Genomic DNA, 25,232 nt, shown 5'->3' with positions numbered 1-25,232 from the left:
TACCTTAACAGCCGTGGCGCAATGATTTGGGGCACGGGTGTGACTCTTTGTGACGGACAAGACCTGCAGCGCCCCGTAGTCGCGATTAACGCGCCTTCAGCACCTGGGTCTGCATGCGCAGTTTCTGGGCCTGTACGGCGGCCTGCTCGGCCTGCTTGCGCTGCTCAAACGGTCCGATATACAAGCGCGTGAGCGTGCCATTCTTGCCTTTGATGGTCTGGCGTACTGCGCCCAGCTTCATTCTGTTGAGCTGTTGGACGGCGGCATCCACATTGCTGGCCTGTGCGTAGACGCCAGCATTTAGGTAGTACTTGCCGGGGATCAGCTTGCTGCTGGTTCCGGGAGCAGCAGGGGCGGCTTTGGTCTTGACCATGGCTGCTGGCGCGGTGACGGGCTTTTTGCTGGGAGCCTCAGCCTTCGCTTTCTGTGGCGCAGGGGCTGCGGAGGCAGCTGCCACTGTTGCAGCAGTTGCTGTTACTGCGGTTGTGGCTGCCGTAGCTGCAGCCGTGTCTGGCGTGGGGCTGAACTGCACGGGCACGGACTGCGCAAAATTGACGATGGACAGCGTTTCTCTTGCCGTGTCCTCCTTGGCAGCTTCAGGGGCTGCAGACGTCTTGTCCTCAGCCGCTGGTGCGGGCAGAGGCTCGGCAGGTACAGGTGCAGGTGCAGGTGCAGGTGCTGGAGCCGGTTCGAGCGCAGGGAGCGGTTCCATTGCGGGCAGCTCAGGCTGCTGGGCGCGGATGCTTTCCACCGAAGGAATCACCAGTTGTGGCCCTGTGCCGGGCTGGGTCGTGCTGGTGTCAGGCAGGGCAAATGTCTGGCTGGACGGTGCGTAGAAGAGGGCTGCGCCGATGAGCAGGGCTGCCAGAGCCTGCACGGATGCCACGATGTGCAGACGCTCTGTGGCAATCGCCTGTGAGGCCAGTTGCACACGCGCCTGTGCCAAGGATTTGGCGTGGGTCAGTGTGTGCAGGGTCTGCTTGCGCACATGGTGGTAGTACAGCCCTGTGCCCATAAAGCCGGGCACGACGCACAGCAGCAGCCCCAGCAGCAGGCAGACCGATGCTTCCACAGCCAGCGGAACGCGGCCGTGCAGACCCCACCACCACAGGGCCAGCACACCAGCCAGGACCGCGGCATAAATGCCCGCAGGCCGCCATAGCTTGCGCAGTATCAGCCAGGCCAGAGTGAAGAAGGCTGCGCCATGGTTCCAGCAGGGAACGGTCTTGCCCAGAGTTTCGAAACGCTGGAAATGCTGCTGGTAATACGCTGCGCCGACAGGCCCCACGCTCAGGCGGTAGAGGTCAGGCATGATGCCCGTTTCCGCTGATTGCGGAGAGGGCGTAAAGGCATGAGAGCGTAGAGGCGTCATGGGCATACGGGCGATTGTGGCACGGCCATGCAGGAATGCCGTGCTGCAACGCCAATTGTCAAACAATGTAGATGTCGTCTGCGGATGTTGCGTGCGTCCAGCTTGCCAGCGTGGGTGGTGCACGGCACGCATACACTTGCAGCCATTCGAAATGGCCAGCACGCTGCTGCGTGATGCGCCATGATCCATCGCATATTCATTGAGTGCAGCATGCAAAAACAACACGAATGGCAGTTCTTCCGTGCGGGAGGGGTTGATCAGGTTTCGATTCGTACGGGTGCCGATATCGCCCATATCGGCCAGCTTGATCAAAAGCTCTGGGTGGCGCTGGCTTGCCCGACACGTGGCATTGAGTTTGATAACGCCACGCTGGATCTGATTGATACCGATGCCGATGGCCGTATCCGTGCGCCTGAACTGGTGGCTGCCTGCGAATGGGCGGTATCCATGGTCAAGCATCCGGATGTGCTGGCACAAAGCAGTGATGTGCTGCGTCTGGACAGCATCAGTGATGCGACCGAAGAAGGTCAGGCGCTGGCTGACGAGGCACGCCGCATTTTGAAGCTGGCTGGCCGTGAAGATGCCGACAGCGTGACGCTGGCCGATGTGCAGGCACGCATGGCCTCGCTCAATGCCATGCCTTTCAATGGCGATGGTGTGCTCAACCCCGCGGCACTGACCGACCAGCCTGAGCTGGCGGCTCTGGCCAGCCGCATCATGGACAGCTATGGCAGCGTGACTGGCTGCGATGGCCAGCCCGGCCTGGGCCGAGCCCAGCTGGATAACTTCTTTACCGATGTACAGGCCATTGCCAGCTGGCATGCGCAGGCACAGACCAATACCTGCTCCCTGCCCAGCCAGGAGCAGGCCGTGGCTGCTGCCTCGGCCCTGAATGCCGTGCAGGCCAAGGTGGAGGACTTTTTTGCCCGTGCGCATCTGGCCGCCTTTGATGCCAAGGCACAGCAGGCGCTCAGCCCCACGGCTGAAGGCTATGCCGCGCTGGGCACGCAGGTGCTGACGCAGCAGGACGCAGCCATTGCAGCCCTGCCGCTGGCGCAGTTCACGGCGGATGCGGTGCTGCCGCTGCGCCAGGGCATCAATCCTGCGTGGGCGCAGGCCATGGAGGAATTTCGCAGGACCGTCGTCCAGCCGTTGCTGGGCGATGTGGACAGCCTGCAGGTGGAGCAGTGGAATGCCGTGAAGGCGCAGCTGTCTGCGTGTCAGGCATGGCTGGCTGCCTACCCTCAAACCCCGCTGGGCCATCTGGGTGCGGAAGAAGCGCAGGCCCTCTTGAACAGTGGTCTGCAGGAGCAGCTGCAGCAGCTGATCGAGCGGGATGAAGCCGAGCAGCAGCACAGCCAGCGTGTGGTGGCGCTGGAAAAGCTGATCCGCTTTCAGCGTGACCTGCTGGCGTTGCTGAACAATTTTGTGAACTTCGCCCACTTCTACCGCCGCGAGGGTGCAGCCTTCCAGTCGGGGACGCTGTACTTGGATGGCCGCAGCTGCGACCTGACGGTGGATGTGACCGACCCCGGCGCACACGCCACACTGGCGGGCATGGCCAAGGTCTATCTGGCGTACTGCGAGTGCCGCCGCAATGGGGTAAAGCGCAATATCGTCGCCGCCTTTACGGCGGGGGATGTGGACTTCCTGTTCGTAGGCCGCAACGGTATCTTCTATGACCGTGATGGTCATGACTGGGATGCCACCATCACCAAGCTCATCGAGAACCCCACCAGCATTGGCCAGGCCTTCTTCTCGCCGTACAAGAAGTTTGTGCGCATGATTGAAGAGCAGGTGGCCAAGCGTGCTGCCGCCAAGAACGAGAGCGTCACGGCCAATCTGAACACCCAGGCTGCCAAGCTCACCGAACTGGCCACGACACCGGCAGCACCTGCCGCTGCACCTGCAGCCCGCAAGACAGACGTCGGAACGGTAGCTGCCATTGGCGTGGCCATGGGCTCCATCAGCACCATGGTGGTGGCAATTTTTGGCAAGTTCATTGAACTGGGCCCCTGGATTCCAGTGGCGTTGATTGGCCTGATCCTGGCCATCTCGGGCCCCAGCATGCTGATTGCCTGGCTCAAGCTGCGTGAGCGCAGTCTGGGGCCCATTCTGGATGCCAGTGGCTGGGCCATCAATGGCCGCATGAAGATCAATCTGCCTCTGGGTAACTCACTGTCGCAGACCGCCAAGGTGCCGCTGAACGCCAAGCGCACCATGCATGACCCCTATGCAGTCAACTACGCCAAACGCTGGCTGTGGGCGCTGCTGATCGTCGTGCTGGGCTTGGCTTTGGCATGGGGCGCTGGCTGGCTGGACAAGATGTTGCCTGCTTCCATGCAGCGCATGGAGGTGGTGACCAGCACGGAAGTGGAAGTGGTGACTGCACCAGCTCCCGTTCCCGCTCCAGCCACTGATGCGCAATGAGTGCCAGCGCCATGACTGCTTTGCAACGTACCCAGCAGGCGCTGCAGACTATTGCAGAGGCAGGTGCTGAAGGCATGCGCATCTTCACTCGTGTCTATGCCGATGCCGCGCTGGCTGCCGCACAGGCAGCCGATGCACGTGCTGCAGCAGGCATTTGCCTTGGGCCGCTGGATGGGCGCATTGTGTCCATCAAGGACTTGTTCGATGTGGCGGGCGAGCCCACCACGGCTGGCTCTAAAGTGCTGCGTGAGGCAGCCCCTGCTGCGCAGGATGCCGTCATCGTGCAGCGCCTGCGTGCTGCCGGTGCCATCGTGATTGGCAAGACGAACATGACGGAGTTCGCCTTCTCCGGCATTGGTATCAATCCGCACTACGGCACACCGGGCAATGCGCATGACGCAACACGCATTCCCGGCGGCTCCTCCTCAGGCGCAGGCGTGGCGGTGGCGCGCGGCATGTGCGAGATCGCGATTGGCTCGGACACCGGTGGCTCCATCCGCATTCCTTCCGCACTCAACGGTGTCACGGGCTTCAAGCCCACGCAGGCGCGTGTGCCACGTACGGGGGCATTTCCGTTGTCGTTCACGCTGGACACCGTCGGCCCACTGGCGCGCAGCGTGTTCGACTGTGCCATGACCAATGCCGTGCTGGCCCAGCAGCCCTGGCAGCCGCTGGTGCCACGCCATGTGCAGGGCCTGCGTGTAGGCGTGCCGCGTGGCCTGCTGTTCACACAGGCCGATGCGCAGGTGCTGGCCGCCTTCGAGCAGTTCGTGGCCCGGCTGCAGCAGGCACAGGCGCTGGTGCAGGATGTGGATCTGGAGGACTGGATCACCGCGCCATTTCGTCTGCAGGAGCAGGGCACGCTGATCGCAGCCGAAGCTGCACACATCCACCAGGACTTGCTGGCAGAGGGCAAGGCCGAGCAGCTGGACCCGCTGGTGCTTTCACGCATTCGCCGGGGAGAAACCATCAGCGCGGCGCACTACGTGGGTGTGCAGCAGGCACGTGCGCAACTGCTGCCACAGCTCGATGCCGCCATGGCCGATTTCGACCTGCTGGCCCTGCCCACCGTGCCGCTGCTGGCGCCGACCATCGAAAGCCTGAGCGATGAGGCGCGCTTCCACGCCACCAATGTGCTGATGCTGCGCAACACCTCGGTGTTCAACTTCTATGACCTGCCGGCGGTGTCGCTGCCCTTGCCACGCCAGGCGGGCGAGCTGCCTGTGGGCGTGATGCTGGTGGGCCAGCGCGGTGCAGACCGCCAGCTGCTGGCCATGGCTGCGGCCGTGGAACAGCATCTGCAGGCGTAGCGCAAGCCAGCCAGCAGCGGGCTCTGGCCGCAGGTGTTCCACCATGGCCAGAGTCCCTGCTTCTATAGCACGCACTGCCTGGTTTCTGCAGTGTGCATGCGGCAATCTTGGTTTATTGACGGGTGCTAGACTCGCGCCCCTTATGCAAAACTACAAAGAAACGCCCTTCGATTTAATGGTCATTGACGCCTTTATTGCAGCCAAGTCCTTGACCATCACTGACAAAGCCCGTGTCATTATTGGCCGCTACATGCAAGCGCACTTTGCGGATGAAAACAATCCCCGCATCCCCAAGCTGGCTGCACGCTTGCAAGCCATCAATGCAGCGGCAGCGCTGGAAGAAGACGAAGACGACGAATAAGCTTTGTTTCTTGAGGCCCCCAAAGGTTCTTGCTTGCAAGAACCTTTTTTGTTTTGAGGTGCAGGATTTATAAAAAATATGGCTCTCACGCGATGCAGCAAGCGCTGGCAGCTATATCTGCAGTAGCAAACCAGCCACTGTGGGATAGGCACAAACCGTAAATCACTGTTTTTCTGTACAGTCTTGCCTTCGGTTTTTTGCTGCTTGCTCTCTCATGTCTGCCACCGCTGCGGCGGCTGCCATTGCGCCGCACCGCTTCTATTACCTGCACAACTTTTGCCAGGCGCTGGGCTGGATCCGCCAGCGCTACAGCGACTTGCTGGCTGCCCCCGAGTACGCCTGGCTGCAGCAGTTCCATGCCTTGCCGCAGCCCTCGCAGGCCCTGCTGGTGCGCATGCTGATGCGGCGCGGGCCATGGTTCAGGGCCAGCAAGCTGCAGTACGACGAGATTGGCGACACCGCACAGGCTGCAGCTCCCTTGCTGGCACTGCAGTGGCTGCAGGCCGATGCCGACATGGACGTGGCCACGCTGTTTGATCTGTACACCCGCGCTGAGCTGCAGCACATCCTGCGCGCGCAGGCACTGCCAGCGCAGCAGCGCAAGCAGGACTGGCTGCAGACGCTGCAGGCGCAGGGCCTGCCCGCACGCCCCTATGCGCAGTGGCACCCCGAGGCCACAGAAACCGGCTGGCGACTTAGCGACAGTACACGCACGCTGTGCGAGCGCTTCAGGCTCATGTTCTTTGGCAATCTGCGCCAGGACTGGTCGGAGTTTGTGCTGGCCGACCTGGGCATTTTTCGCTATGAAAGCGTGCCACTCACACCGGCTGCGCGCGCCTTCCAGTGCCGTGAAAATGTGGACACCTATCTCGCCATGCAGGTCTGCCGCGAGGCTTTGCACGCGGAAACGGTGGATGCTGCGGCATTGATGGAGCAGCTGGCGCAATGTGCCAGCTCCAATCCCTGGCTGGAGCGCCGCCGTAGCAGGCTGCTGATGCAGCTGGGCCAGGCCTGCGAAAAAGCCCGGGACTGGCAAGCGGCACAGGCCGTGTACGCGCAATGCCGCTACCCCGGCGCACGCCACCGGCTGGTGCGCGTGCTGGAGCTGCAGGGCGAACATGCACCCGCCCTGGCGCTGGCTCAGGCAGCCTTGCAAACGCCGGAGAGCGAAGAAGAGCAGCAAAAGCTGCAGCGCATGCTGCCACGCCTGCTGCGGCATACAGGCACTCCAGCACCACGGCAGCGCGCGCGTGCTGCCGTGGTGGAAGACAGCATGCGCATCGACATCTGCCTGCCGCTGCCCGCTACAGCCTGTAGTGTGGAAGCTGCCTTGCGCAACCACTGGCATGCCGATGATGCGCCGGTGTTCTATGTGGAGAACACGCTGATCACCGCACTGTTCGGGCTGCTGTGCTGGCCTGCCATTTTTGCGCCGGTGCAGGGTGCGTTTTTTCACCCGTTCCAGAGCGCACCCGCCGACTTCAGCACGCCAGACTTTGTGCAGCGTCGTGCCGATGTGTTTGCGCAGTGCCTGGCACAGCTGCAGGACGGACGCTACCGTGCCACCATCGTGCAGCGCTTTGCCAACAAGCATGGCCTGCAAAACCCGTTCGTGGTCTGGCAGGTGCTGGATGCAGAAGTGCTGCAGCTGGCGCTGGATTGCATCCCCGCCACGCATTTGCAGCGCATGTTCGAGCGCCTGCTGGCCGACCCGCGCAACCACCGCACGGGCTTGCCAGATTTGATCCGTTTCTGGCCGGCCGAGCAGCGCTATGCAATGGTGGAAGTCAAAGCACCGGGTGACAAGCTGCAGGACAACCAGATCCGCTGGCTGCAGTTTTTTGCCCAGCACGGCATTCCTGCGCAGGTGTGTCATGTGACCTGGCACACCGAAGCAGCCACAGCCCTATGCGCATGAGCATTGGCGTGCGCGCTCTGTGCGCATTCACTGCCCGCGAAGGCGATCTGGACTTGCGCTTTACGCCCGCACCCAGCGCGGTGCAGGGCATGCAAGGTCACAGACAGGTGCAGCAAAAGCGGCAGGCCGCCAGTGCCAGCTATCAGGTGGAAGTGGTACTGCAGGGCCAGTGGCAGGACTTGCACATCCATGGCCGCGCCGATGGCTATGAGCCCGGCACGCAGACGCTCGAAGAAATCAAGACCTGCCGTGGTGATGTGCACAGCATCAAAGCCAACCAGCGTGCGCTGCACTGGGCGCAGGCGCGCATTTATGGGCACTTGCTGTGCGTGCGCGATGGGTTGACGAAGATCCGTTTGGCGCTGGTGTACTTCAACCTCAGCACCGGCAAAGAATACGTACTGCACGAAGACTGCAGCGCGCAGGAACTGCAAAGTTTTTTTGAGTTGCAATGCCAGCGGTTTGTGGACTGGGCACGCAGCGAGGCTGCACACCGCGCTGCGCGTGATGCGGCATTGAAGGCTTTGCAGTTTCCGCTGGGCAGCTTTCGCGCAGGCCAGCGGGATCTTTCGGTCGCCGTGTACCGGCAGGCGCGTGCCAAAGATGCTGGCCAGTGTCTGCTGGCTCAGGCCCCCACCGGTATTGGCAAGACCATGGGCACCATCTTCCCTATGCTCAAGGCCTGCCCGGATGCGGGGCTGGACAAGGTGTTTTTTCTCACGGCCAAGGGCACAGGCCATGCGCTGGCGCTGCAGGCCATGGAGCAGGTCAACACCACGCTGCAGCAGCAGGCATACCGCCCCGTGCGCGTGTTGACCCTGCTGGCGCGGGACAAGCGCTGTGAACACCCGGACAAAGCCTGTCACCCAGATTCTTGCCCGCTGGCCCAAGGCTTTTATGACCGGCTGCCTGCAGCCCGCCAGGCACTGGTCGCACAGCCCCAAGCCTGGGATGACGACATGCTGCGCGCCACGGCACGGGTGCACCAGATTTGCCCTTACTACCTGGGCCAGGAAATGGCACGCTGGAGCGATGTCATTGTGGGTGACTACAACTATTACTACGACAGCAGCGCCATGCTCTATGCGCTGACTGAGTCCGAAGGCTGGAAAGTGGGCGTGCTCGTCGATGAAGCACACAACCTCGTGGACCGTGCGCGTGCCATGTACAGCGCACCTATGGTGCAAAGCCTGCTGCAGCAGGCCCGCCAAAGCAGCGAAGGCCGTGTGCGCCGCTGTCTGGACAAGCTGAACACCGTCTGGAATGCACTCCATCGCAGCCTGAGCCAGCCCTACAGCTTGCTCGATGCGCCCCCGCAGGAATGGCTGGACCAGCTCAACACCTGCATTACCTGCATCGCAGAGGCGCAGGATGAGGCACCGCTGCCCGGCAGTCATCCTTTGCTGGAGTTTTATCTGGCGGCCCTGCAGTTCACGGCGCTGGCCGAGCAGTTGGGCCTACACGCCTTGGTGGATGTACAGCTGCACAAGCCCTTGCGCGGCAGGCAGTGCTCCACCATCAGCCTGCGCAATGTGATTCCGGCACACCACCTGCAGGTGCGCCATGCGGCGGCGCAGGCCAGCGTGCTGTTTTCCGGCACGCTGACGCCTGCGCAGTTTTACCGCGACATGCTGGGCTTGCCTGCGCATACGCAGTGGCTGGAGGTACCCGCGCCATTTCGTGCCGAGCAGCTGCAGGTGCATACCGCGGGCCATATCTCCACGCGCTTTCAGGACCGCACCGCATCGGTACCCTGTATTGCAGCAGTGATCGCCCGGCAATGGCAGCAGCGCCCCGGCAACTATCTGTGCTTTTTCAGCAGCTTTGCCTATCTGCAGCAGGTGGCCGAATGTGTGCAGCAACTGCACCCAGACTGGCCGATCTGCCTGCAGCAGCCGCAGATGGATGAAGCCGCCCGCGCGCAGTTTCTGGCGCAGTTTCAGCCAGACGGGCAGTTGCTGGGTTTTGCGGTATTGGGCGGGGTGTTTGCCGAAGGGGTGGATTTGCCCGGTTCACGTCTGGTGGGGGCTTTTATCGCCACGCTGGGGCTGCCGCAGTTCAACTCGGTCAACGAAGCCCTGTGCCAGCGCCTGCAGCAGCGCTTTGGCCAACGGCTGGGGCATGACTACAGCTATCTCTACCCAGGCATGCGCAAGGTGGTGCAGGCCGCGGGCCGCGTGATCCGCACGGAGCATGATGCAGGCGTGCTGTATCTGATCGACGACCGCTACACGCAGCCCCATGTGCAGGCGCTGCTGCCTAGCTGGTGGAAGCTGGACTAGCTGCTGGCATGAGCCTGCACCAGACACTCAATCATGGTCTGCGCAGCGCGGCTGGGCTGGGGGGACAGGCGCCACATAGCGACAAACTGGCAGTCGTAGTGAAAGCGCTCGGGCGCAATGGCCTGCAGGTGGCCATGTGCTTCCAGCAAGCGCCCATAGTGCTCGGGCAGAAAGCCGATAAAGCAGCCCGTCTGAATCAGGGTGGCAATGGCTTCCTGGTCAAAGCCCGTGGCCGTGCGGCGCAGGCCCATCTGGCGCGTGACTTCCATATTGGGTGAGTGATAGCCCAGTCCGGCAAAAGCGTGCTGCTGCAGGGTGCTCCAGTCCAGCAGCGCATGGCCTGCACCATGCAGCGGATGGCCGGGCGCGCAGTACAGCAGCATGTGCTCGCCAAATAGATCGCGGTAGACCAGACTGCTGGAGCTGCGGTGCGCCGGAATGATGCCTACCTGATAGCGCCCGTCCATGAGCCCGCGCTCGATCTCGTGCATGTGCGTGACGTGGAGCTTGATTTCCACCTCCGGGGCACGCTCGTGAAAGCGCTTGAGGGCCAGGTCAATATGCGCCTGCGGGTTGGTTACGGTCTTGTCAAACAGCGCCACTTCAATGCTGCCGCCCAGCCTGTCATGAATTTCATGGATGCGGTTGCGAAACAGATTCACCCCACCCAGTAGCTGCAAGGTGGCTTCATAGACCTGTACCCCTTCCGGTGTGAGTGCAAAGCCTGCGCGGCCCCGGCGGCAGAGCACCAGGCCCAGGCGCTCTTCCAGGTCCTTCATGTGGCGGCTGAGCGTGGAGGTGCTGATGTTCAGCTCCAGCTCGGCCGCAGTCATGCCGCCGCATTCGACCACGCTTTTGAAGATGCGCAGCAGGCGCAGGTCCATATCGCTGACCTGACCGAGCCGGGCACGTTGGCGGGAAGTGGGAGCAGGGGAGTGGGGCATGGTGCTGGAGCCAAGCAAGGGGCGTACCGTCATGCTGCATTTACTTGCATGAATTGGCAAGTAAACATGGGCAAGCCAGCATTCATAAAAGTAAGTTGGGGCCCAACAATGCCTGCATGGACACCAATTGCCAGGAGCTAGCCATGGACTTCACCGATCTCTCCACCATCCCCCAGAGCGCTGCCGCCATGGATGCGCAGTGGCTGGACGCCCACTGGATGCCGTTTACCGCCAACCGCAACTTCAAGACCCAGCCACGCATGGTGGTGGGCGCGCAGGGCGCGTATTTGCGTGATGCACAGGGGCGCGAGATTTTTGATGGCCTGTCAGGTCTGTGGTGCACGGGGCTGGGGCATGGCCGCAAGGAAATTGCCAACGCCATTGCCAAGGCTGCGCTGGAGCTGGATTACGCCCCGGCGTTTCAGTTCGGCCACCCGCTGTCGTTTGCGCTGGCCAACAAGATCAAGCAGCTGACACCTGCGGGGCTGGACTATGTGTTCTTTACGGGTTCGGGCTCGGAGGCAGCAGACACCTCGCTGAAAATGGCCCGTGCCTACTGGCGTGCCAAGGGGCAGGCAGGCAAGACGCGCTTGATTGGGCGTGAGAAGGGCTACCACGGCGTGAACTTTGGCGGCATTTCCGTGGGCGGCATTGCAGGCAACCGCAAGTTCTACGGCCAGGGCATTGAGGCCGACCATCTGCCCCATACCCAGCCGCCACTGGGCACTTTCGCCAAAGGCATGCCCGATACCGATGGCCGTGCGCTGGCTGATCGCCTGCTGGATGTCATCCACCTGCACGACGCCAGCACCATTGCGGCGGTGATTGTGGAGCCGTTCTCAGGCTCAGCAGGCGTGGTCATTCCACCCGCAGGTTACTTGCAGCGCCTGCGTGAGATCTGCACGCAGCACGGCATCTTGCTGATCTTTGACGAAGTCATCACCGGCTTTGGCCGCTGCGGTGGCTGGACGGCGTCTGAAGTGTTTGGCGTCACGCCCGACATTCTGAACTTTGCCAAGCAGGTCACCAATGGCGCGCAGCCTCTGGGCGGTTGCGTGGCCAGCAAAGAGATTTACGACACCTTCATGGCTGCCGGTGGCCCCGAGTACATGCTGGAGTTTGCCCACGGCTATACCTACTCGGCCCACCCAGCAGCCTGCGCCGCAGGGCTGGCTGCACTGGAACTGCTGGAAAAAGAGCAGGCCCCACAGCAGGTGCAGGCACTGGCACCTTACTTTGAACAGGCTGTGCATGGCCTGCGTGGTGCCAAGCATGTGCTGGATATTCGCAACTTTGGCCTGGCCGCAGGCATCACGGTTGACCCTGTGCCCGGCGAGCCTGCCAAGCGCCCCTATGAAATCGCCATGCACTGCTGGGCACACGGCTTTTACGTGCGCTATGGCGGTGACACCATCCAGCTCGCACCACCCTTTATCAGCACAGAGGCGGAGATTGACCGCCTGGTCAGCGCCGTGGGTGATGCCCTGCAGGCGACGGCCTGAAACACGAGAACGTTTTAAAACAATAGCTGCTAGCGCCCGCTGCATAAGCGCCAGCAGCCATTTTTATGCATAAAACACCCAAGGAAGAGACTGTGATTCCCACCGTAGGCCATTGGATGAATGGACAACTGATCGAAGACACCGCACGCACCCAGCCCGTGTACAACCCGGCCACAGGTCGCAGCGAGCGGCAGGTGGCGCTGGCCAGTGTGCAGACCGTAGAAGCTGCCATTGCGGCGGCGGAAAAAGCCTTCCCCGCCTGGCGTAACACCCCACCACTCAAGCGTGCACGGGTGATGAGCAAGTTCAAGGTCTTGCTGGAGGCGCATGCAGACGAGATTGCCGCGCTGATCACGGCTGAGCATGGCAAGACCCTGGCTGATGCCCATGGCGAATTGCAGCGCGGCATGGAAAACGTGGAATACGCCAGCTATGCGCCCGAGCTGCTCAAGGGCGAGCACAGCCGCAATGTCGGCCCTGGCATTGACAGCTGGAGCGAATTCCAGGCGCTGGGCGTGACCGCAGGCATCACGCCCTTTAACTTTCCGGCCATGGTGCCGCTGTGGATGTGGCCCATGGCCGTGGTCTGCGGCAATACCTTTGTGCTCAAGCCTTCGGAGCGCGATCCATCCAGCACGCTGTTCATTGCCCAGCTGGCGCAGGAGGCTGGCCTGCCACCGGGCGTGCTGAATGTGGTCAATGGCGACAAGGAAGCGGTGGACACCCTGCTGCGCGACCCGCGCGTCAAGGCCGTGAGCTTTGTGGGCTCTACCCCGATTGCCGAGTACATCTACGCCGAAGGTTGCAAACATGGCAAGCGCGTGCAGGCGCTGGGCGGGGCCAAGAACCATGCCATCGTCATGCCCGATGCCGACATTCCCAACGCCGTCAACGCGCTGATGGGCGCAGCCTATGGCTCCTGTGGTGAACGCTGCATGGCGATTCCGCTGGTGGTGGCCATTGGTGATGACACGGCCGACAAAGTCGTGGAGGCGCTCAAGGTCGAGATCGCCCAGATGAAGGTCGGCCCTGGCACGGACGACCGCAATGACATGGGGCCGCTGGTGACCAGGCAGCACTACGAAAGGGTCAAAGCCTATGTGGACAGCGGCGTGGCCGAAGGTGCAACGCTGGTGGTCGACGGCCGTACGGTGCAGGTGGCGGGGCATGAGGATGGCTACTTCCTGGGGGCCTGCCTGTTCGACCACGTCCAGCCCGGCATGAAGATTTACCAGGAAGAAATCTTTGGCCCCGTGCTGGGTGTGGTGCGCGCCACCAGCCTGCAGCAAGCCATGCAGCTGATCGACGACCACGAATACGGTAACGGCACCTGCATCTTCACGCGCGATGGCGAGGCGGCACGCTACTTCACCGACCACATCCAGGTCGGCATGGTGGGGGTGAACGTGCCGCTGCCCGTGCCCGTGGCCTACCACTCCTTTGGTGGCTGGAAGCGTTCGCTGTTTGGCGATCTGCACGCCTACGGGCCCGATGCCGTGCGCTTTTACACCAAGCGCAAGACCATCACCCAGCGCTGGCCCAGCGCCGGTGTGCGCGAAGGCGCGGTGTTCAGCTTCCCCAGCAGCCGCTGAAAGCCCTGCAAGCAGCCAGCACGCCCGGTTTGTTTCAGGGCGGGCGTGATCTGGTTTGCTTCTTGCGTGCGCTTTGCTGTGTCAGAAGCAGAGGAAAGAATGTGTATGACGGCCAACCCACCGATTCCCAGCAGCGCGCTGTTTAACCTGTCGCTGGCCAAAGGCCTGCAGGTGCTGTGTGCCTTTGGCAGCGGTCACCGCTATCTGAGCCTGGGTGAGATTGCCCAGCGCACGGGCATGACCCGAGCCTCGGTGCAGCGCTCGGTGCATACGCTGCAGGTGCTGGGCTATGTGGGCAAGCATCCGGGCAGCCAGCGCTTCTGTCTGCAGCCCCGCGTGGTGGAGCTGGGCTTTAACTACCTGGATGGGCATCCGCTGATCGTGGCAGCGCACAGCTATCTGGCCCAACTGTCCAAGGACAGCGGTGAAACCATCACCCTGACCGAACCCAATGGGCAGCACATGCTGTATCTGGCCCAGGTGCAGACCACGCAGCACATTCCTGTACTCACGCCTGTGGGCAGCCGTGTGCCCATGTATGCCAGCAGCTGCGGCCGTGCCTATCTGAGCAGCCTGCCGCAGGCGCAGTGGCAGCCCATGCTGGAAGCCATGGAGCGTCCGGCGCTGACGCGGTATACGCAGACCCAGATTCCCGACATCCTCCGCCAGTTGCAGCGCTGCTGTGACAAAGGCTATGCCGTGAACTGTGAAGAGCTGTTTCTGGGCGACATGGGCATTGCTGCGCCCATTCGGAACAGCCGCCAGCAGGTGGTGGGTGCCGTGCATGTGGCACTGCCCGTGAGCCGCTGGAGCATGGAAGATGCCGAGGCCACGCTGGCCCCGCTGGTGGTGGAATGCGCGCGTGCGATTTCGCGCCTGACGTCCTTATGACGACTCGGCCTGCTGCGGCAGCGCCAGCATCTGCTGCAGCCGCTGGGCGACCAGCTCGACACAGTCCCAGACGGGCAGTCCGGTCAACAACCGTACTTCTGCCCCCATGCCGGCCAGGCCGGCGCCACCGAGCAGCACCGCCTGTGTGGAAGCATGCTGCATGGCATTGTGGCAGGCATGCGCCAGGGCCATGGCGGTGTCTTGCGGGGACTGCATCATCTGCAAACCTGTTGCTGGCAGGGCATGTACCTGGGTGATGCCCAGGGGCGCATCGGTACGGTCATGGCCTTCGCTGCAGCACCAGCGCTGCAGCATGGTTTGCCATCGCTCGCCCCCGGTCACGATGGCCATGCGTGCAAAGCCTTGTGCACCCATTTCGCGCACGGCGCTTTCTGCCAGTCCGAGGACGGGCACCTGCGTGCTCTCACGCAGCGCATGCAGGCCCGGGTCGCCAAAACAGCCGACCAGCACTGCGCGGTAGCCCGCAGTGGGCGCATCGCCCATGGCGCGCTCGAAGGCCTCGATGACGGCATGGCCTGCAATGCAGAAGCTGCGTTCATCGGCAATGTAGTGCGCACCAAATGGGGCCGTGCGGGCATGGATGTGCACCTCAGGCAGGGCGAGGCTCAGGGTGTCAGACAGGTGTTGCGTGACGCTGTCGGAGGTATTGGGGTTGAGCACCAGTACGTGGGGGCGATCCGTCATGCATATCTCCTTGGACCCGCTCACACAACCCTGGATACGTCGTTGCTCAGCCTTGTCGTACGACTTGTACTGCCTGCGGCTTCGCGCCTCGTCTCCAACGTCAACCTGCGGTTGACTGGGTGGCGTGAGCGGCTCTTCATAGCCTGTGGGGGGCGAATGGCTGCTGCGCACCAACATGGCACAGCAGCCTTGGGTGAGGGCGTTCAGACCACGCCAGCCTGCTCCAGCATGGCGTGCAGCAGCACATTGCAGCCAGCGGCCAGGTGCTCGGGCTTGGCGTCTTCGATCTCGTTGTGGCTGATGCCGTCCTTGCAGGGAACAAAAATCATGGCGCAGGGGGCTACGCGGTTGATATAGACCGCGTCATGGCCTGCGCCGCTGACCACATCCATGCAGTCATAGCCCAGCTGTGCGGTGGCCTTGCGCACACTGGCGACGCAGTCGGGGTGGAAGATGCAGGGCTCAAACTTCACCACCTGTTCCATGTCCACCGTGCACTGGCACTGTGCAGCCAGTGCAGCAAACTGGGTGCGCATGGCGGCGTCCATGCGGTCCAGCCCGTCCTGCGACAGGTTGCGGAAGTCCACACTGAATTTCACCTGCCCCGGAATCACATTGCGGGAATTGGGGTGGACCTGCACATAGCCCACGGTGCCACGGCCATGCGGGGCTTCATCGAGTGCAATGCGGTTGATGGCATCGACCATGCGGGCGGCGGCCAGCATGGCGTCGTGGCGCAGCTCCATGGGCGTAGGGCCAGCGTGTGCTTCCATGCCCTGCACCGTCACGTCATACCACTGCTGACCCAGTGCGCCGCTGACGATGCCGATCGGCTTGTCATAGGCTTCCAGCACCGGGCCTTGTTCGATATGCGCCTCAAAGTAGGCGGCAAACGGGCCGTTGGGGACATCGCTACAGGCCACGTCTCCCAGATAGCCGATGCGTTGCAGTTCAGTGCCTACGCTGATGCCTGCCGTGTCCTGCTGCTGGTGCATATCGGCTGCACCAAAGACGCCAATGAATGCGCCAGAGCCCATCATTACGGGCGTAAAACGTGTGCCTTCTTCATTGGTCCAGAACGCCACTTCAATCGGGGCGCGGGTCTGAATGCCGTGGGCATTGAGGGTGCGCACCACTTCCAGGCCCGCCATGACGCCGTAGTTGCCATCAAACTTGCCGCCCGTGGGCTGGGTGTCGATATGGCTGCCCGTGGCCACGGCGCGGGCCTGCGGGTCGGTGCCAGCGCGGCGGCCAAATACATTGCCAATGGCATCGATGCGCACTTCCAGACCTGCATCCTTGAACCATTGCACGACCAGATCGCGGCCGCGCCGGTCTTCATCGGTCAGGGCGATGCGGCAGACGCCGCCTTTGGGGGTGGCGCCAATCTGGCCCAGGTCCATCAGCGACTGCCACAGGCGTTCGCCATCAATGCGCAGGTGTTCAACGGGGGTGTTCATGATGCAGCTCCTGTTTGAGAGAACAGGCGCGAATGCCGCACAAAACATGCCAAGTCGCATCGAATGTGCGCACATACAGATCGAACATCGATATGTGCGATGTGGCACGCTGCTTGCATTGCAGGTCTTACCTCAACCCAGATGGAAAGGTCTCCAATGCGTAAGTCTTCTGGTTTCTCTGTTTCACGTCCGGCACTCAAGGGACTGGCTTTGGCGGTAGCAATGACACTGGCCGGTGGCGCTGCCAGCACCGTCATGGCGCAAGAAAAGGTGTTGCGCATTGCCATGACGGCGGGCGATATTCCCCGTACCTCAGGGCAGCCTGACCAGGGCTTTGAGGGCAACCGCTTCACCGGTATTCCCATGTACGACGCGCTGACGCACTGGGATCTGAGCAAGTCTGACAAGCCCAGCGAGCTGATCCCTGGTCTGGCGCTGTCCTGGGAGGTAGACCTTGCCGACAAAACCAAGTGGGTGTTCAAGCTGCGCCCCGGCGTGAAGTTCCATGACGGCAGCGACTTCAACGCCGATGCCGTGGTCTGGAATGTGCGCAAGGTGCTGGACAAGGACGCCGAGCACTTTGACCCCGCACAGGTGGGTGCTACTGCATCGCGCATGCCTACGCTCAAGTCAGCACGCAAGATCGATGATCTGACCGTGGAGCTGACCACCTCGGAGCCCGACGCCTTCCTGCCCATCAATCTGACCAATCTGTTCATGGCATCGCCTGCGCACTGGGCCACCAAGCTGGCGGCCGTGCCAGCCAGCGTGACCGACAAGGCCGAGCGCAGCAAAGCCGCATGGACGGCATTTGCCGCAGACCCCTCGGGCTCTGGCCCGTTCAAGGCTGCACGCTTTGTGCCACGCGAGCGCTTTGAAATGGTGAAGAACACCGCCTACTGGGACCCCAAGCGCACACCGACCATCGACAAAGTGGTGCTGCTGCCCCTGCCTGAGGCCAACTCCCGCACCGCAGCCCTCATGAGCGGCCAGGTGGACTGGATTGAGGCACCTGCACCCGATGCGCTGGATGCCCTCAAGAGCCGTGGCTTCAAGGTCTACTCCAACCTGCAGCCCCATATCTGGCCCTGGCAGTTCTCCTTCATTGAAGGCTCGCCCTGGCTGGACAAGCGCGTGCGCCATGCGGCCAATCTGTGCGTAGACCGTGAGAGCATGAAGCAGCTGCTCAACGGCATGATGGAACCCGCCACCGGCATGTTTGAGCCCGGCCACCCCTGGCGCGGCAACCCCAGTTTCCAGATCAAGTACGACGTTGCTGCTGGCAAGTCACTGATGGAGCAGGCAGGCCACAGTGCTGCCAAGCCGCTGAAGGTGAAGATTCAGACCTCGGCCTCCGGATCCGGCCAGATGCAGCCCCTGCCCATGAACGAGTTCATCCAGGAAAGCCTCAAGCAATGCCACTTTGATGTGGAGTTTGATGTGGTCGAGTGGAACACCTTGTTCTCCAACTGGCGCATCGGTGCCAAGGACCCCAGCGCCAACAAGTCACATGCCACCAATGTGACGGCCGCCACCATGGACCCCTTCTTTGCCATGGTGCGCTTTGTGAGCACCAAGTCCTTCCCGCCGCTGTCCAACAACTGGGGCTTCTACAGCAACCCGCAGGTGGACGCCGTGGTGGACAAGGCCCGCACCACGTTTGATGCCAAGGAGCGCGACAAGGCCCTGGCCGAGCTGCACACCCTGGTCGTGGATGAGGCACCGTTCCTGTTCGTGGCCCATGACGTAGGCCCGCGTGCCATGTCTGCCAAGGTGGGCAATGTGGTGCAGCCACAGAGCTGGTTTATCGACATTGCCACCATGACTATGAAGTAAGTCTTACCAGCCGGGCCGGGCAGCGCGCCCGGCTGCTGGCTGGCAGGGCCCGCGTTACGCCCTTGCGTCATGACGTGGATACCACCTGCACTCCCAGACAGGCGGCCTTTCTGAAACTCTCACCACGCCACAACCATGCTGAACTACCTGCTGCGCCGCTTTCTCTACACCATCCCCATCATGCTGGGTGTGGCCTTGCTGTGCTTTGCACTGGTCCACATCACGCCGGGGGATCCGCTGATCTCCATCCTGCCGCCTGATGCTTCTGCCGAACTGCAGGAGCAAATGCGCGAACTGTATGGCTTTAACCAGCCGCTGCCTGAGCAATTCGGGCGCTGGCTCTGGCGCGCGCTGCATGGTGATCTGGGCCTGTCGATTGCAACCAGCCGCCCCGTCACCACCGAAGTGCTGACCGCCGTGGTCAACACCCTGCGCCTGGCCGTGGTGGCCACGCTGATTGGCTTTGTGCTGGGCAGCCTGTTTGGCTTTGTGGCGGGCTACTTTCGCAACTCGTTCATGGACCGTCTGTGCTCGCTGCTGTCGGTGCTAGGCGTGAGCGTGCCGCACTACTGGCTGGGCATGATGCTGGTCATCATCTGTTCTTCGCAGCTGATGTGGCTGCCTGCCACAGGTGCTGGCCCCGGCGGCTCGGGTGACTGGGCCTGGGACTGGGCCCACGTGCAGTTCATGATCCTGCCGGCCATCACCATGTCGGTCATTCCCATGGGCATCATCGCCCGCACGGTGCGAGCCCTGGTGGCAGAGCTGCTGGAGCAGGAATTCATCATCGGCCTCAAGGCCAAGGGCCTATCCAACTGGGGCATCTTCTGTCACGTACTCAAGAACGCTGCGCCCACGGCACTGGCCGTCATGGGGCTGCAGCTGGGCTATCTGCTGGGCGGCTCCATCCTGATCGAGACCGTGTTCTCCTGGCCCGGCACGGGCTTTCTGCTGAATCAGGCCATCTTCCAGCGTGACCTGCCGCTGCTGCAGGGAACGATTCTTGTGCTGGCCGTGTTCTTTGTGCTGCTCAACCTGCTGGTGGACGTGGTGCAGACACTGCTGGACCCTCGCATTGCGCGCTGATTGGCTGACTAACCGGGAGATTTTTCATGTCCAGCATCACACTGAAATTGGCTGCCGCACCTGCTGTGCAGCCCTTGCCTGAACATCGCTCGCGTGGCTACTGGGCATCCGTGCTGCAGCGCTTCATGCGCGACCCCGTTGCCGTAGGGGCCGCCACCGTGGTGGCACTGCTGGTTCTGATGGCTGTTTTTGCGCCCTGGCTGGCACCGTCAGACCCCTATGCCACCTCCATCCTCAAGCGACTCAAGCCCATTGGCACCGAAGGCCTGCCCCTGGGCAGTGACGAGCTGGGGCGCGACATGCTCTCGCGCCTGATTGTGGGGGCTCGCCTGTCGCTGTTCATGGGCATCGTGCCTGTGCTGGTGGCCTTTGTGATTGGCGCAGGCATCGGCATTTTGGCGGGCTATGCCGGTGGGCGCACCAACACCGTCATCATGCGCACCATTGATGTGTTCTATGCCTTCCCCTCGGTGCTGCTGGCCATTGCACTGTCGGGTGCTTTGGGTGCAGGCATCTTCAATGCGCTGGTGTCGCTGACCATGGTGTTCATTCCGCAGATTGCCCGTGTGGCAGAAAGCGTCACCGCGCAGGCCCGCAACCGCGACTATGTGGAAGCCGCCCGTGCCACCGGGGCCAACGCTTTCACCATCGTGCGCGTGCATGTGCTGGGCAATGTGCTGGGCCCCATCTTTGTCTATGCCACCAGCCTGATTGCGGTGTCCATGATTCTGGCCTCGGGCCTGTCCTTTCTGGGCCTGGGCGTCAAGCCACCAGAGCCTGACTGGGGCCTGATGCTCAACACCCTGCGCACGGCCATCTACACCCAGCCCTGGATTGCGGCGCTGCCCGGCGTGATGATTTTCATCACCTCCATTTCCTTCAACCTGCTCTCGGACGGTCTGCGTTCGGCCATGGACAACAAGGGGTAAGTCATGTCAATCAACACAGCTGTCATGCAAGACGTAGGCGGCCCCGCGCAGCCACTGCTGATCGTGCGTGGTCTGACCAAGCACTTCCCGCTGAAAAACGGTGCCACGGTGCATGCCGTCGATGGCGTGGACTTTGAAGTGCTCAAGGGTGAAACCCTGGGCGTGGTGGGCGAGTCCGGCTGCGGCAAATCCACCACCGCACGCCTGCTCATGCACCTGATGGACCCGACCAAGGGCGAGCTGATCTTTGATGGCCGCACCGTGGGTTCGCGCGATCTGCCGCTCAAGGAATTTCGCCGCCAGGTGCAGATGGTGTTCCAGGACAGCTATGCCTCGCTGAACCCGCGCCTGACGATTGAAGACTCCATCTCCTTCGGCCCGCAGGTGCATGGTGTCTCGCGCAGAGAAGCCATTGAACGCACCCACCACCTGATGGACCGCGTAGGGCTGGCCCCTTCGCGCTTTGCCGAGCGCTATCCGCACGAGCTCTCAGGCGGCCAGCGCCAGCGCATCAATATTGCCCGCGCGCTGGCCTTGCAGCCACGCATGGTGATTCTGGATGAGGCCGTTTCCGCGCTGGACAAATCCGTGGAGGCGCAGGTGCTGAACCTGCTGACCGATCTGAAGCGCGAGTTTGGCCTGACCTATGTCTTCATCAGCCACGACCTGGGCGTGGTGCACTACATCAGCGACCGTGTGATGGTCATGTACCTGGGCCAGGTGGCAGAAATTGGCCCCTCAGACGCGCTGTTTCACCAGCCTGCCCATCCCTACACCAAGGCGCTGCTGTCCTCCGTGCCTTCCATGGACCCCAACCATCGCACCCAGCAGGCCCCGCTGGCGGGCGATCCACCCAACCCCATCAACCCGCCATCGGGCTGTCGCTTTCACCCACGCTGCCCACAGGCGCAGCCCGTCTGCGCCCAGCGTGTGCCTGCGATGACCGAGGTGCAGCTGCACCACAAGGCCACCTGCCTGATGCATGAAATCAGCAGCGGCCACCCGCTGGCCACGGCCCCTTTCCCTCTGGCTGCCTGAGAAAGCGAGACTGCAATGCAAACCGATACCCGCCCCCTGGTGCAGATTGAAGACCTGAACGTGCAGTTCACCGGCGGCAAGAAAGTCGTGCAGGCTGTCAGCGGCGTCAGCCTGAGCGTGCGGCGCGGTGAATCCGTGGCGCTGATTGGCGAATCCGGCTCCGGCAAGAGCGTGACGCTGCGCACCCTGCTGCGCCTGCACCCGGAACGCAAGACCGTGATGAAAGGCAAGGTGCAGGTAGCCGGGCACGACGTGCTGCACATGGACAACAAAGCCCTGTGCAGCTACCGTGGCAAGACCTGCTCCATGATTTTTCAGGACCCTTTGCTGGCCCTGGACCCTGTCTATCCCGTAGGCGCGCAGATTGTGGAAGCCATCCGCCGCCACGAGCCGAAAGTGAGCAAGGCCGAGGCCGAAAAACGCGCCCTGCAGCTGTTTGAGCGCGTGAGCATTCCCAGCCCCGAGCAGCGCCTGAAGGCCTATCCGCATGAAATGTCGGGCGGCATGCGCCAGCGCGTCATGATTGCCCTGGCCCTGGCCTGCAACCCGCAGGTGCTGCTGGCGGATGAGCCCACCACGGCGCTGGACGCCACCGTGCAAATCCAGATCCTGCTGCTGCTGCGCCAGCTGCAGCGCGATCTGGGCCTGGGCATTATTTTTGTGACGCATGACATTGGCGCCGCCGTCGAGGTGGCAGACCGCATTGCTGTCATGTACGCCGGCCGCATTGTGGAAGAAGGCACGGCCGAGCAGCTGATTCGCTCTCCGCGCCACCCCTACACCATGGCCTTGCTGCAAAGCCGCTCGCATGGTGCCATGGAGCGTGGCCAGCCCCTGCAGACCATCCCCGGCGCGCCGCCGGACCTGACCGCCATTCCACCGGGCTGCGCCTTTGCACCGCGCTGCCGCTTTGCCACGCCAAGCTGCTCGCAGGTGCTGCCCGGAGCCATGGAAATCGCCCCCGGCCATCTGGCGCGCTGCATCCATACCGACACCACGGTACTGCAAGCACCACAGGTGCTGGCTGCATAAAAAAGAGAGCGGCTAGCGCTTGTATTTCAAGGATTTCCATTAGTTTTTTATTTGAAACCTTGTGGATACAAACGCTGGCAGCTCTGATTTTGAGAGTTCGGCTTTCTTTCCCCCTGTTGTTTCCCGAAAGTACCTATGCCCTTGCACGACCCCGCCCATGCCTTTGTTCCCTATCCTGATGTGCCCGTGCCCCATGCCAGCACCGGGCCACTGAGCGGCCTGTACTTCGGCGTTAAAGACCTGTTTGACATTGCTGGCTACCCGACAGGCGGCGGCAACCCGCTGGTGCTGGCCATGTCTGGCATCAAGACGCAGACCGCGCCCACCGTGCAAAAGCTGCTCGACGCAGGTGCGGCGCTGGCAGGCAAGACCGTCACGGATGAGCTGGCCTTTTCCATGAACGGCAACAACGCCCACTTTGGTGCGCCCATCAACGGTGCTGCACCCGATCGCATCACGGGCGGCTCCTCCTCGGGCTCGGCCTCGGCCGTATCCAGCCGCCTGTGCGACTTTGCACTGGGCACGGACACCGGTGGCTCCGTGCGTGCACCCGCCAGCCATTGCGGCCTCTACGGCATTCGCCCCACGCATGGCCGTGTGAGCCTGCAATCCGCCCTGGCCCTGTGCCACAGCTTTGACACCTGCGGCTGGTTTGCACGCGATGCAGACACCTTTGCCCGTGTGGGCGAGGTGCTCATGGCAGCAGACAGCGCCCCCTTGCCAGCCCAGCCCCGCCTGCTGACACCGACCGATATCTGGGGCCTGATCGCCCCCGCAGTGTTGCCCGCATGGGATGGTGCTCTGGCCAAGGTCAAGGCCGCCTATGGCGAAGCAGCGCCTGTGACCGTGGCGCTGGAGAGCTTTGAAGCCATGTACTGGGCCTTCCGTTACATCCAGGGCCGCGAAGCATGGATGACCGATGGTGCCTTTATCGAACGCTACGCCCCTGTGCTGGGCCCCGGCGTGAAAGAGCGCTTTGCCTGGAGTAAAGAAGTGACGGACGAGCAGGTTGTGAACGCCCACGCCTTCCGCACACGTTTTCGCCAGCATCTGGCAGCCATGCTGGGCAGCGACGGCGTACTGGTCATGCCCACCATGCCCGATGTGGCGCCGCTGCGCAGCACCGACGAAGCCGCGCTGGAAACCTACCGCAACAACGCCGTGCAGATGCTGTGCATGGCGGGGCTGTCGGGCTTTCCGCAAATCTCGCTGCCCTTGGCCAGCTGCAACGGCGCGCCGCTGGGCCTGTCGCTGCTGGGACCCGCAGGCAGTGACAAGAGCCTGATCGCCATGGCGCAAAAAATCGCGGCTGTAGGTACTTGAGCCGGACAGGGCGGTTGTGACACAGGGGCCTGGCTGAATGGGCAGTCAGGCCCTTCTTGCAGGAGCGATGCGCAGCGCTTGAAGCACATGGAGCGCATCAGTGGTTTTTTTTGATGAAATATGCCTCTAACGCCCATGCAGCAAGCGCTAGAAGCTATGAATTTTGTATTTACTCCCTCTCCCGCTTGCGGGAGAGGGCAGGGGTGATGGGGCTCGCTCTCCTTCCCCCACTGGGGGAAGGCTGGGATGGGGGCCTTTCACTCCTCCCCCCTCTGGGGAGAGGTTGGGAGAGGGGCTTTTTCTGCTTTTTGTTTGAGCTGTTTGCTTGTTTTAAGGGAGGGAGTCGGGTCTCGGCCCGACAGCCGAGTTCCTTTTTGTGCGCGACCGGGCGGCGAACCGCAAAAAGGAAGCTTCACGCTTGCGTGGGGCGGAACTCATATTGCGAAGCAATGTGAGTGGAGACCAAAAAGCGCGTCTGCGACGCTGTCCGGCTGAACTCCCGTCGCTCTGGTCAAACAGGCAGCCGGAAATTTGAATTTGCATGTGAAGGCACGCCAGTCCTGCGGCTGGCGTGCGGGTGCACAAGCGTTGCGCCTTGCATTCCCTCTCCCGCTTGCGGGAGAGGGCAGGGGTGAGGGGGTATTCAGCACCTTCCCCCACTGGGGGAAGGCTGGGATGGGGGCATGGCCCTTGGTGGATGCCCACTCAACCCTTCACAAATGCAGCTGCAAACCCGCTGGCATGGCCTGCACCTCACAGTCCACCTGGCCAGCGCGACGCTCCAGCACTGCAAAGTCGCCACCTTCCACTGCCAGCAGCGCATGGTGCCAGGTGCCGGGGGCCAGCATCACACCTTGCCGTCCGTTGGTGATAAAGGCTTGCAATGCATGCGCATGGCAGGGGGCACTGGCAGCTGCCACCACCAGCACAAAGCGCTGCGTGCCCAGCGGAATAAAAGTCTGGCTGCCCAGCGTGTGGCGCTCCATCTCGCCAATGTTCAGCGGAAAAGTCCGCGCCTGTGCGCGAAACAGCGCCAGCATGGGGGTGCCGCCCTGGGCGGTCAGTTGCATATTGGGAATCAGGTCATAGCGCACGGCATTGCCGCTGTTGATGGTGCAGTGCGGCACGGTGGCCGCCGTGGCGGCGTCAAATGCAATCACTTGCCCAAAGGGCGCAAAGGCGGCAGCCGTCAGTGGCTGGGCTTTCAAACTTGGCATATTC

Annotated in this window: 19 protein-coding genes; 14 read left to right on the top strand and 5 right to left on the bottom strand. The window is 62.4% G+C overall.

Translation table 11 applies throughout. The features are described from left to right. Positions 1 to 85: 85 nt before the first annotated feature. Positions 86 to 1,312, bottom strand: coding sequence for an SPOR domain-containing protein (locus F7P80_RS00685; RefSeq protein WP_170265317.1), 1,227 nt, complete (start codon positions 1,310 to 1,312; stop codon positions 86 to 88). A gap of 270 nt (positions 1,313 to 1,582) precedes the next feature. On the opposite strand from F7P80_RS00685, the gene F7P80_RS00680 reads away from it, so the two are divergent. The 5 genes from F7P80_RS00680 to F7P80_RS00660 all read left to right on the top strand — a co-directional run bounded on the left by F7P80_RS00680 (position 1,583) and on the right by F7P80_RS00660 (position 9,673). After that, positions 1,583 to 3,802 (top strand): hypothetical protein, encoded by a 2,220-nt coding sequence (locus F7P80_RS00680; protein ID WP_151042081.1) that lies wholly within the window; start codon positions 1,583 to 1,585, stop codon positions 3,800 to 3,802. 11 nt (positions 3,803 to 3,813) lie between these two features. Further along, complete coding sequence (locus F7P80_RS00675; protein ID WP_151042079.1) at positions 3,814 to 5,112, top strand: amidase; 1,299 nt, start codon at positions 3,814 to 3,816, stop codon at positions 5,110 to 5,112. A gap of 142 nt (positions 5,113 to 5,254) precedes the next feature. Further along, entirely contained in the window at positions 5,255 to 5,473 is a 219-nt protein-coding gene (locus tag F7P80_RS00670; protein WP_054065668.1) for a hypothetical protein, read from the top strand. 214 nt (positions 5,474 to 5,687) lie between these two features. After that, the gene (locus F7P80_RS00665) at positions 5,688 to 7,391 is read left to right on the top strand and encodes a VRR-NUC domain-containing protein (protein WP_151042077.1); all 1,704 of its coding nucleotides are present in this window, start codon (positions 5,688 to 5,690) and stop codon (positions 7,389 to 7,391) included. Continuing rightward, a complete protein-coding gene (locus F7P80_RS00660) occupies positions 7,382 to 9,673 on the top strand; it encodes an ATP-dependent DNA helicase (RefSeq protein ID WP_151042075.1) in 2,292 nt (763 codons plus the stop codon). Before F7P80_RS00665 ends, F7P80_RS00660 begins: the two co-directional genes overlap by 10 nt. On the opposite strand, the gene F7P80_RS00655 is transcribed toward F7P80_RS00660, so the two are convergent. Continuing rightward, positions 9,670 to 10,650, bottom strand: a complete 981-nt coding sequence (locus F7P80_RS00655) for a LysR family transcriptional regulator (protein WP_428840841.1) — start codon at positions 10,648 to 10,650, stop codon at positions 9,670 to 9,672. The two genes, F7P80_RS00660 and F7P80_RS00655, sit on opposite strands and share 4 nt — an antisense overlap. 110 nt (positions 10,651 to 10,760) lie before the next feature. Here F7P80_RS00655 and aptA point away from each other — a divergent pair, with 110 nt between their 5' ends. From aptA to F7P80_RS00640, 3 genes are all read left to right on the top strand, one after another. Further along, positions 10,761 to 12,119 (top strand): omega-aminotransferase AptA, encoded by a 1,359-nt coding sequence (gene aptA, locus F7P80_RS00650; RefSeq protein ID WP_151042073.1) that lies wholly within the window; start codon positions 10,761 to 10,763, stop codon positions 12,117 to 12,119. A gap of 65 nt (positions 12,120 to 12,184) precedes the next feature. Next, positions 12,185 to 13,711: a CoA-acylating methylmalonate-semialdehyde dehydrogenase gene (locus F7P80_RS00645; protein WP_151042071.1), complete on the top strand. Its 1,527-nt coding sequence runs from the start codon at positions 12,185 to 12,187 to the stop codon at positions 13,709 to 13,711. A gap of 105 nt (positions 13,712 to 13,816) precedes the next feature. Beyond that, on the top strand, positions 13,817 to 14,602 hold the full coding sequence (locus F7P80_RS00640; RefSeq protein ID WP_151042069.1) for an IclR family transcriptional regulator: 786 nt from the start codon (positions 13,817 to 13,819) through the stop codon (positions 14,600 to 14,602). Here F7P80_RS00640 and F7P80_RS00635 read toward each other — a convergent pair. Further along, positions 14,597 to 15,307: an aspartate/glutamate racemase family protein gene (locus tag F7P80_RS00635; RefSeq protein WP_151042067.1), complete on the bottom strand. Its 711-nt coding sequence runs from the start codon at positions 15,305 to 15,307 to the stop codon at positions 14,597 to 14,599. The genes F7P80_RS00640 and F7P80_RS00635 overlap by 6 nt on opposite strands. A 203-nt stretch (positions 15,308 to 15,510) precedes the next feature. Continuing rightward, complete coding sequence (locus tag F7P80_RS00630) at positions 15,511 to 16,767, bottom strand: Zn-dependent hydrolase (protein ID WP_151042065.1); 1,257 nt, start codon at positions 16,765 to 16,767, stop codon at positions 15,511 to 15,513. Positions 16,768 to 16,923: 156 nt separating this feature from the next. Between F7P80_RS00630 and F7P80_RS00625 the strand changes: the two genes are divergently transcribed. The 6 genes from F7P80_RS00625 (at position 16,924) to F7P80_RS00600 (ending at position 24,011) form a co-directional block, all read left to right on the top strand. Next, entirely contained in the window at positions 16,924 to 18,603 is a 1,680-nt protein-coding gene (locus tag F7P80_RS00625; protein ID WP_151042063.1) for an ABC transporter substrate-binding protein, read from the top strand. Positions 18,604 to 18,738: 135 nt separating this feature from the next. Beyond that, the gene (locus tag F7P80_RS00620) at positions 18,739 to 19,689 is read left to right on the top strand and encodes an ABC transporter permease (protein WP_151042061.1); all 951 of its coding nucleotides are present in this window, start codon (positions 18,739 to 18,741) and stop codon (positions 19,687 to 19,689) included. A 26-nt stretch (positions 19,690 to 19,715) separates the two neighbouring features. After that, positions 19,716 to 20,618 carry an ABC transporter permease gene (locus tag F7P80_RS00615; RefSeq protein WP_054065677.1) on the top strand — a complete coding sequence of 301 codons (903 nt, stop codon included), beginning with the start codon at positions 19,716 to 19,718 and terminating at the stop codon, positions 20,616 to 20,618. A 3-nt stretch (positions 20,619 to 20,621) separates the two neighbouring features. Beyond that, a complete protein-coding gene (locus F7P80_RS00610) occupies positions 20,622 to 21,656 on the top strand; it encodes an ABC transporter ATP-binding protein (protein WP_240183902.1) in 1,035 nt (344 codons plus the stop codon). 15 nt (positions 21,657 to 21,671) lie between these two features. Next, positions 21,672 to 22,688, top strand: a complete 1,017-nt coding sequence (locus F7P80_RS00605) for an ABC transporter ATP-binding protein (RefSeq protein WP_151042059.1) — start codon at positions 21,672 to 21,674, stop codon at positions 22,686 to 22,688. A 135-nt stretch (positions 22,689 to 22,823) separates the two neighbouring features. Next, the gene (locus F7P80_RS00600) at positions 22,824 to 24,011 is read left to right on the top strand and encodes an amidase (RefSeq protein ID WP_054065680.1); all 1,188 of its coding nucleotides are present in this window, start codon (positions 22,824 to 22,826) and stop codon (positions 24,009 to 24,011) included. 713 nt (positions 24,012 to 24,724) lie between these two features. On the opposite strand, the gene F7P80_RS00595 is transcribed toward F7P80_RS00600, so the two are convergent. Further along, entirely contained in the window at positions 24,725 to 25,228 is a 504-nt protein-coding gene (locus F7P80_RS00595; RefSeq protein ID WP_338028312.1) for an ureidoglycolate lyase, read from the bottom strand. Positions 25,229 to 25,232: the final 4 nt, after the last annotated feature.

It is taken from the genome of Comamonas kerstersii (genome assembly GCF_008801935.1).
Lineage (GTDB): Bacteria > Pseudomonadota > Gammaproteobacteria > Burkholderiales > Burkholderiaceae_C > Comamonas > Comamonas kerstersii.
The sequence above is the reverse complement of the archived record's forward strand: the minus strand, read 5'-3'. Positions and strand labels throughout refer to the sequence as shown.

Coding starts and splice junctions, on each gene's coding strand:
- F7P80_RS00685 (WP_170265317.1), bottom strand. CDS start 1,312: ATGCCTGACCTCTACCGCCTGAGCGTGGGGCCTGTCGGCGCAGCGTAT.
- F7P80_RS00680 (WP_151042081.1), top strand. CDS start 1,583: ATGCAAAAACAACACGAATGGCAGTTCTTCCGTGCGGGAGGGGTTGAT.
- F7P80_RS00675 (WP_151042079.1), top strand. CDS start 3,814: ATGACTGCTTTGCAACGTACCCAGCAGGCGCTGCAGACTATTGCAGAG.
- F7P80_RS00670 (WP_054065668.1), top strand. CDS start 5,255: ATGCAAAACTACAAAGAAACGCCCTTCGATTTAATGGTCATTGACGCC.
- F7P80_RS00665 (WP_151042077.1), top strand. CDS start 5,688: ATGTCTGCCACCGCTGCGGCGGCTGCCATTGCGCCGCACCGCTTCTAT.
- F7P80_RS00660 (WP_151042075.1), top strand. CDS start 7,382: ATGCGCATGAGCATTGGCGTGCGCGCTCTGTGCGCATTCACTGCCCGC.
- F7P80_RS00655 (WP_428840841.1), bottom strand. CDS start 10,650: ATGACGGTACGCCCCTTGCTTGGCTCCAGCACCATGCCCCACTCCCCT.
- aptA (WP_151042073.1), top strand. CDS start 10,761: ATGGACTTCACCGATCTCTCCACCATCCCCCAGAGCGCTGCCGCCATG.
- F7P80_RS00645 (WP_151042071.1), top strand. CDS start 12,185: ATGCATAAAACACCCAAGGAAGAGACTGTGATTCCCACCGTAGGCCAT.
- F7P80_RS00640 (WP_151042069.1), top strand. CDS start 13,817: ATGACGGCCAACCCACCGATTCCCAGCAGCGCGCTGTTTAACCTGTCG.
- F7P80_RS00635 (WP_151042067.1), bottom strand. CDS start 15,307: ATGACGGATCGCCCCCACGTACTGGTGCTCAACCCCAATACCTCCGAC.
- F7P80_RS00630 (WP_151042065.1), bottom strand. CDS start 16,767: ATGAACACCCCCGTTGAACACCTGCGCATTGATGGCGAACGCCTGTGG.
- F7P80_RS00625 (WP_151042063.1), top strand. CDS start 16,924: ATGCGTAAGTCTTCTGGTTTCTCTGTTTCACGTCCGGCACTCAAGGGA.
- F7P80_RS00620 (WP_151042061.1), top strand. CDS start 18,739: ATGCTGAACTACCTGCTGCGCCGCTTTCTCTACACCATCCCCATCATG.
- F7P80_RS00615 (WP_054065677.1), top strand. CDS start 19,716: ATGTCCAGCATCACACTGAAATTGGCTGCCGCACCTGCTGTGCAGCCC.
- F7P80_RS00610 (WP_240183902.1), top strand. CDS start 20,622: ATGTCAATCAACACAGCTGTCATGCAAGACGTAGGCGGCCCCGCGCAG.
- F7P80_RS00605 (WP_151042059.1), top strand. CDS start 21,672: ATGCAAACCGATACCCGCCCCCTGGTGCAGATTGAAGACCTGAACGTG.
- F7P80_RS00600 (WP_054065680.1), top strand. CDS start 22,824: ATGCCCTTGCACGACCCCGCCCATGCCTTTGTTCCCTATCCTGATGTG.
- F7P80_RS00595 (WP_338028312.1), bottom strand. CDS start 25,228: ATGCCAAGTTTGAAAGCCCAGCCACTGACGGCTGCCGCCTTTGCGCCC.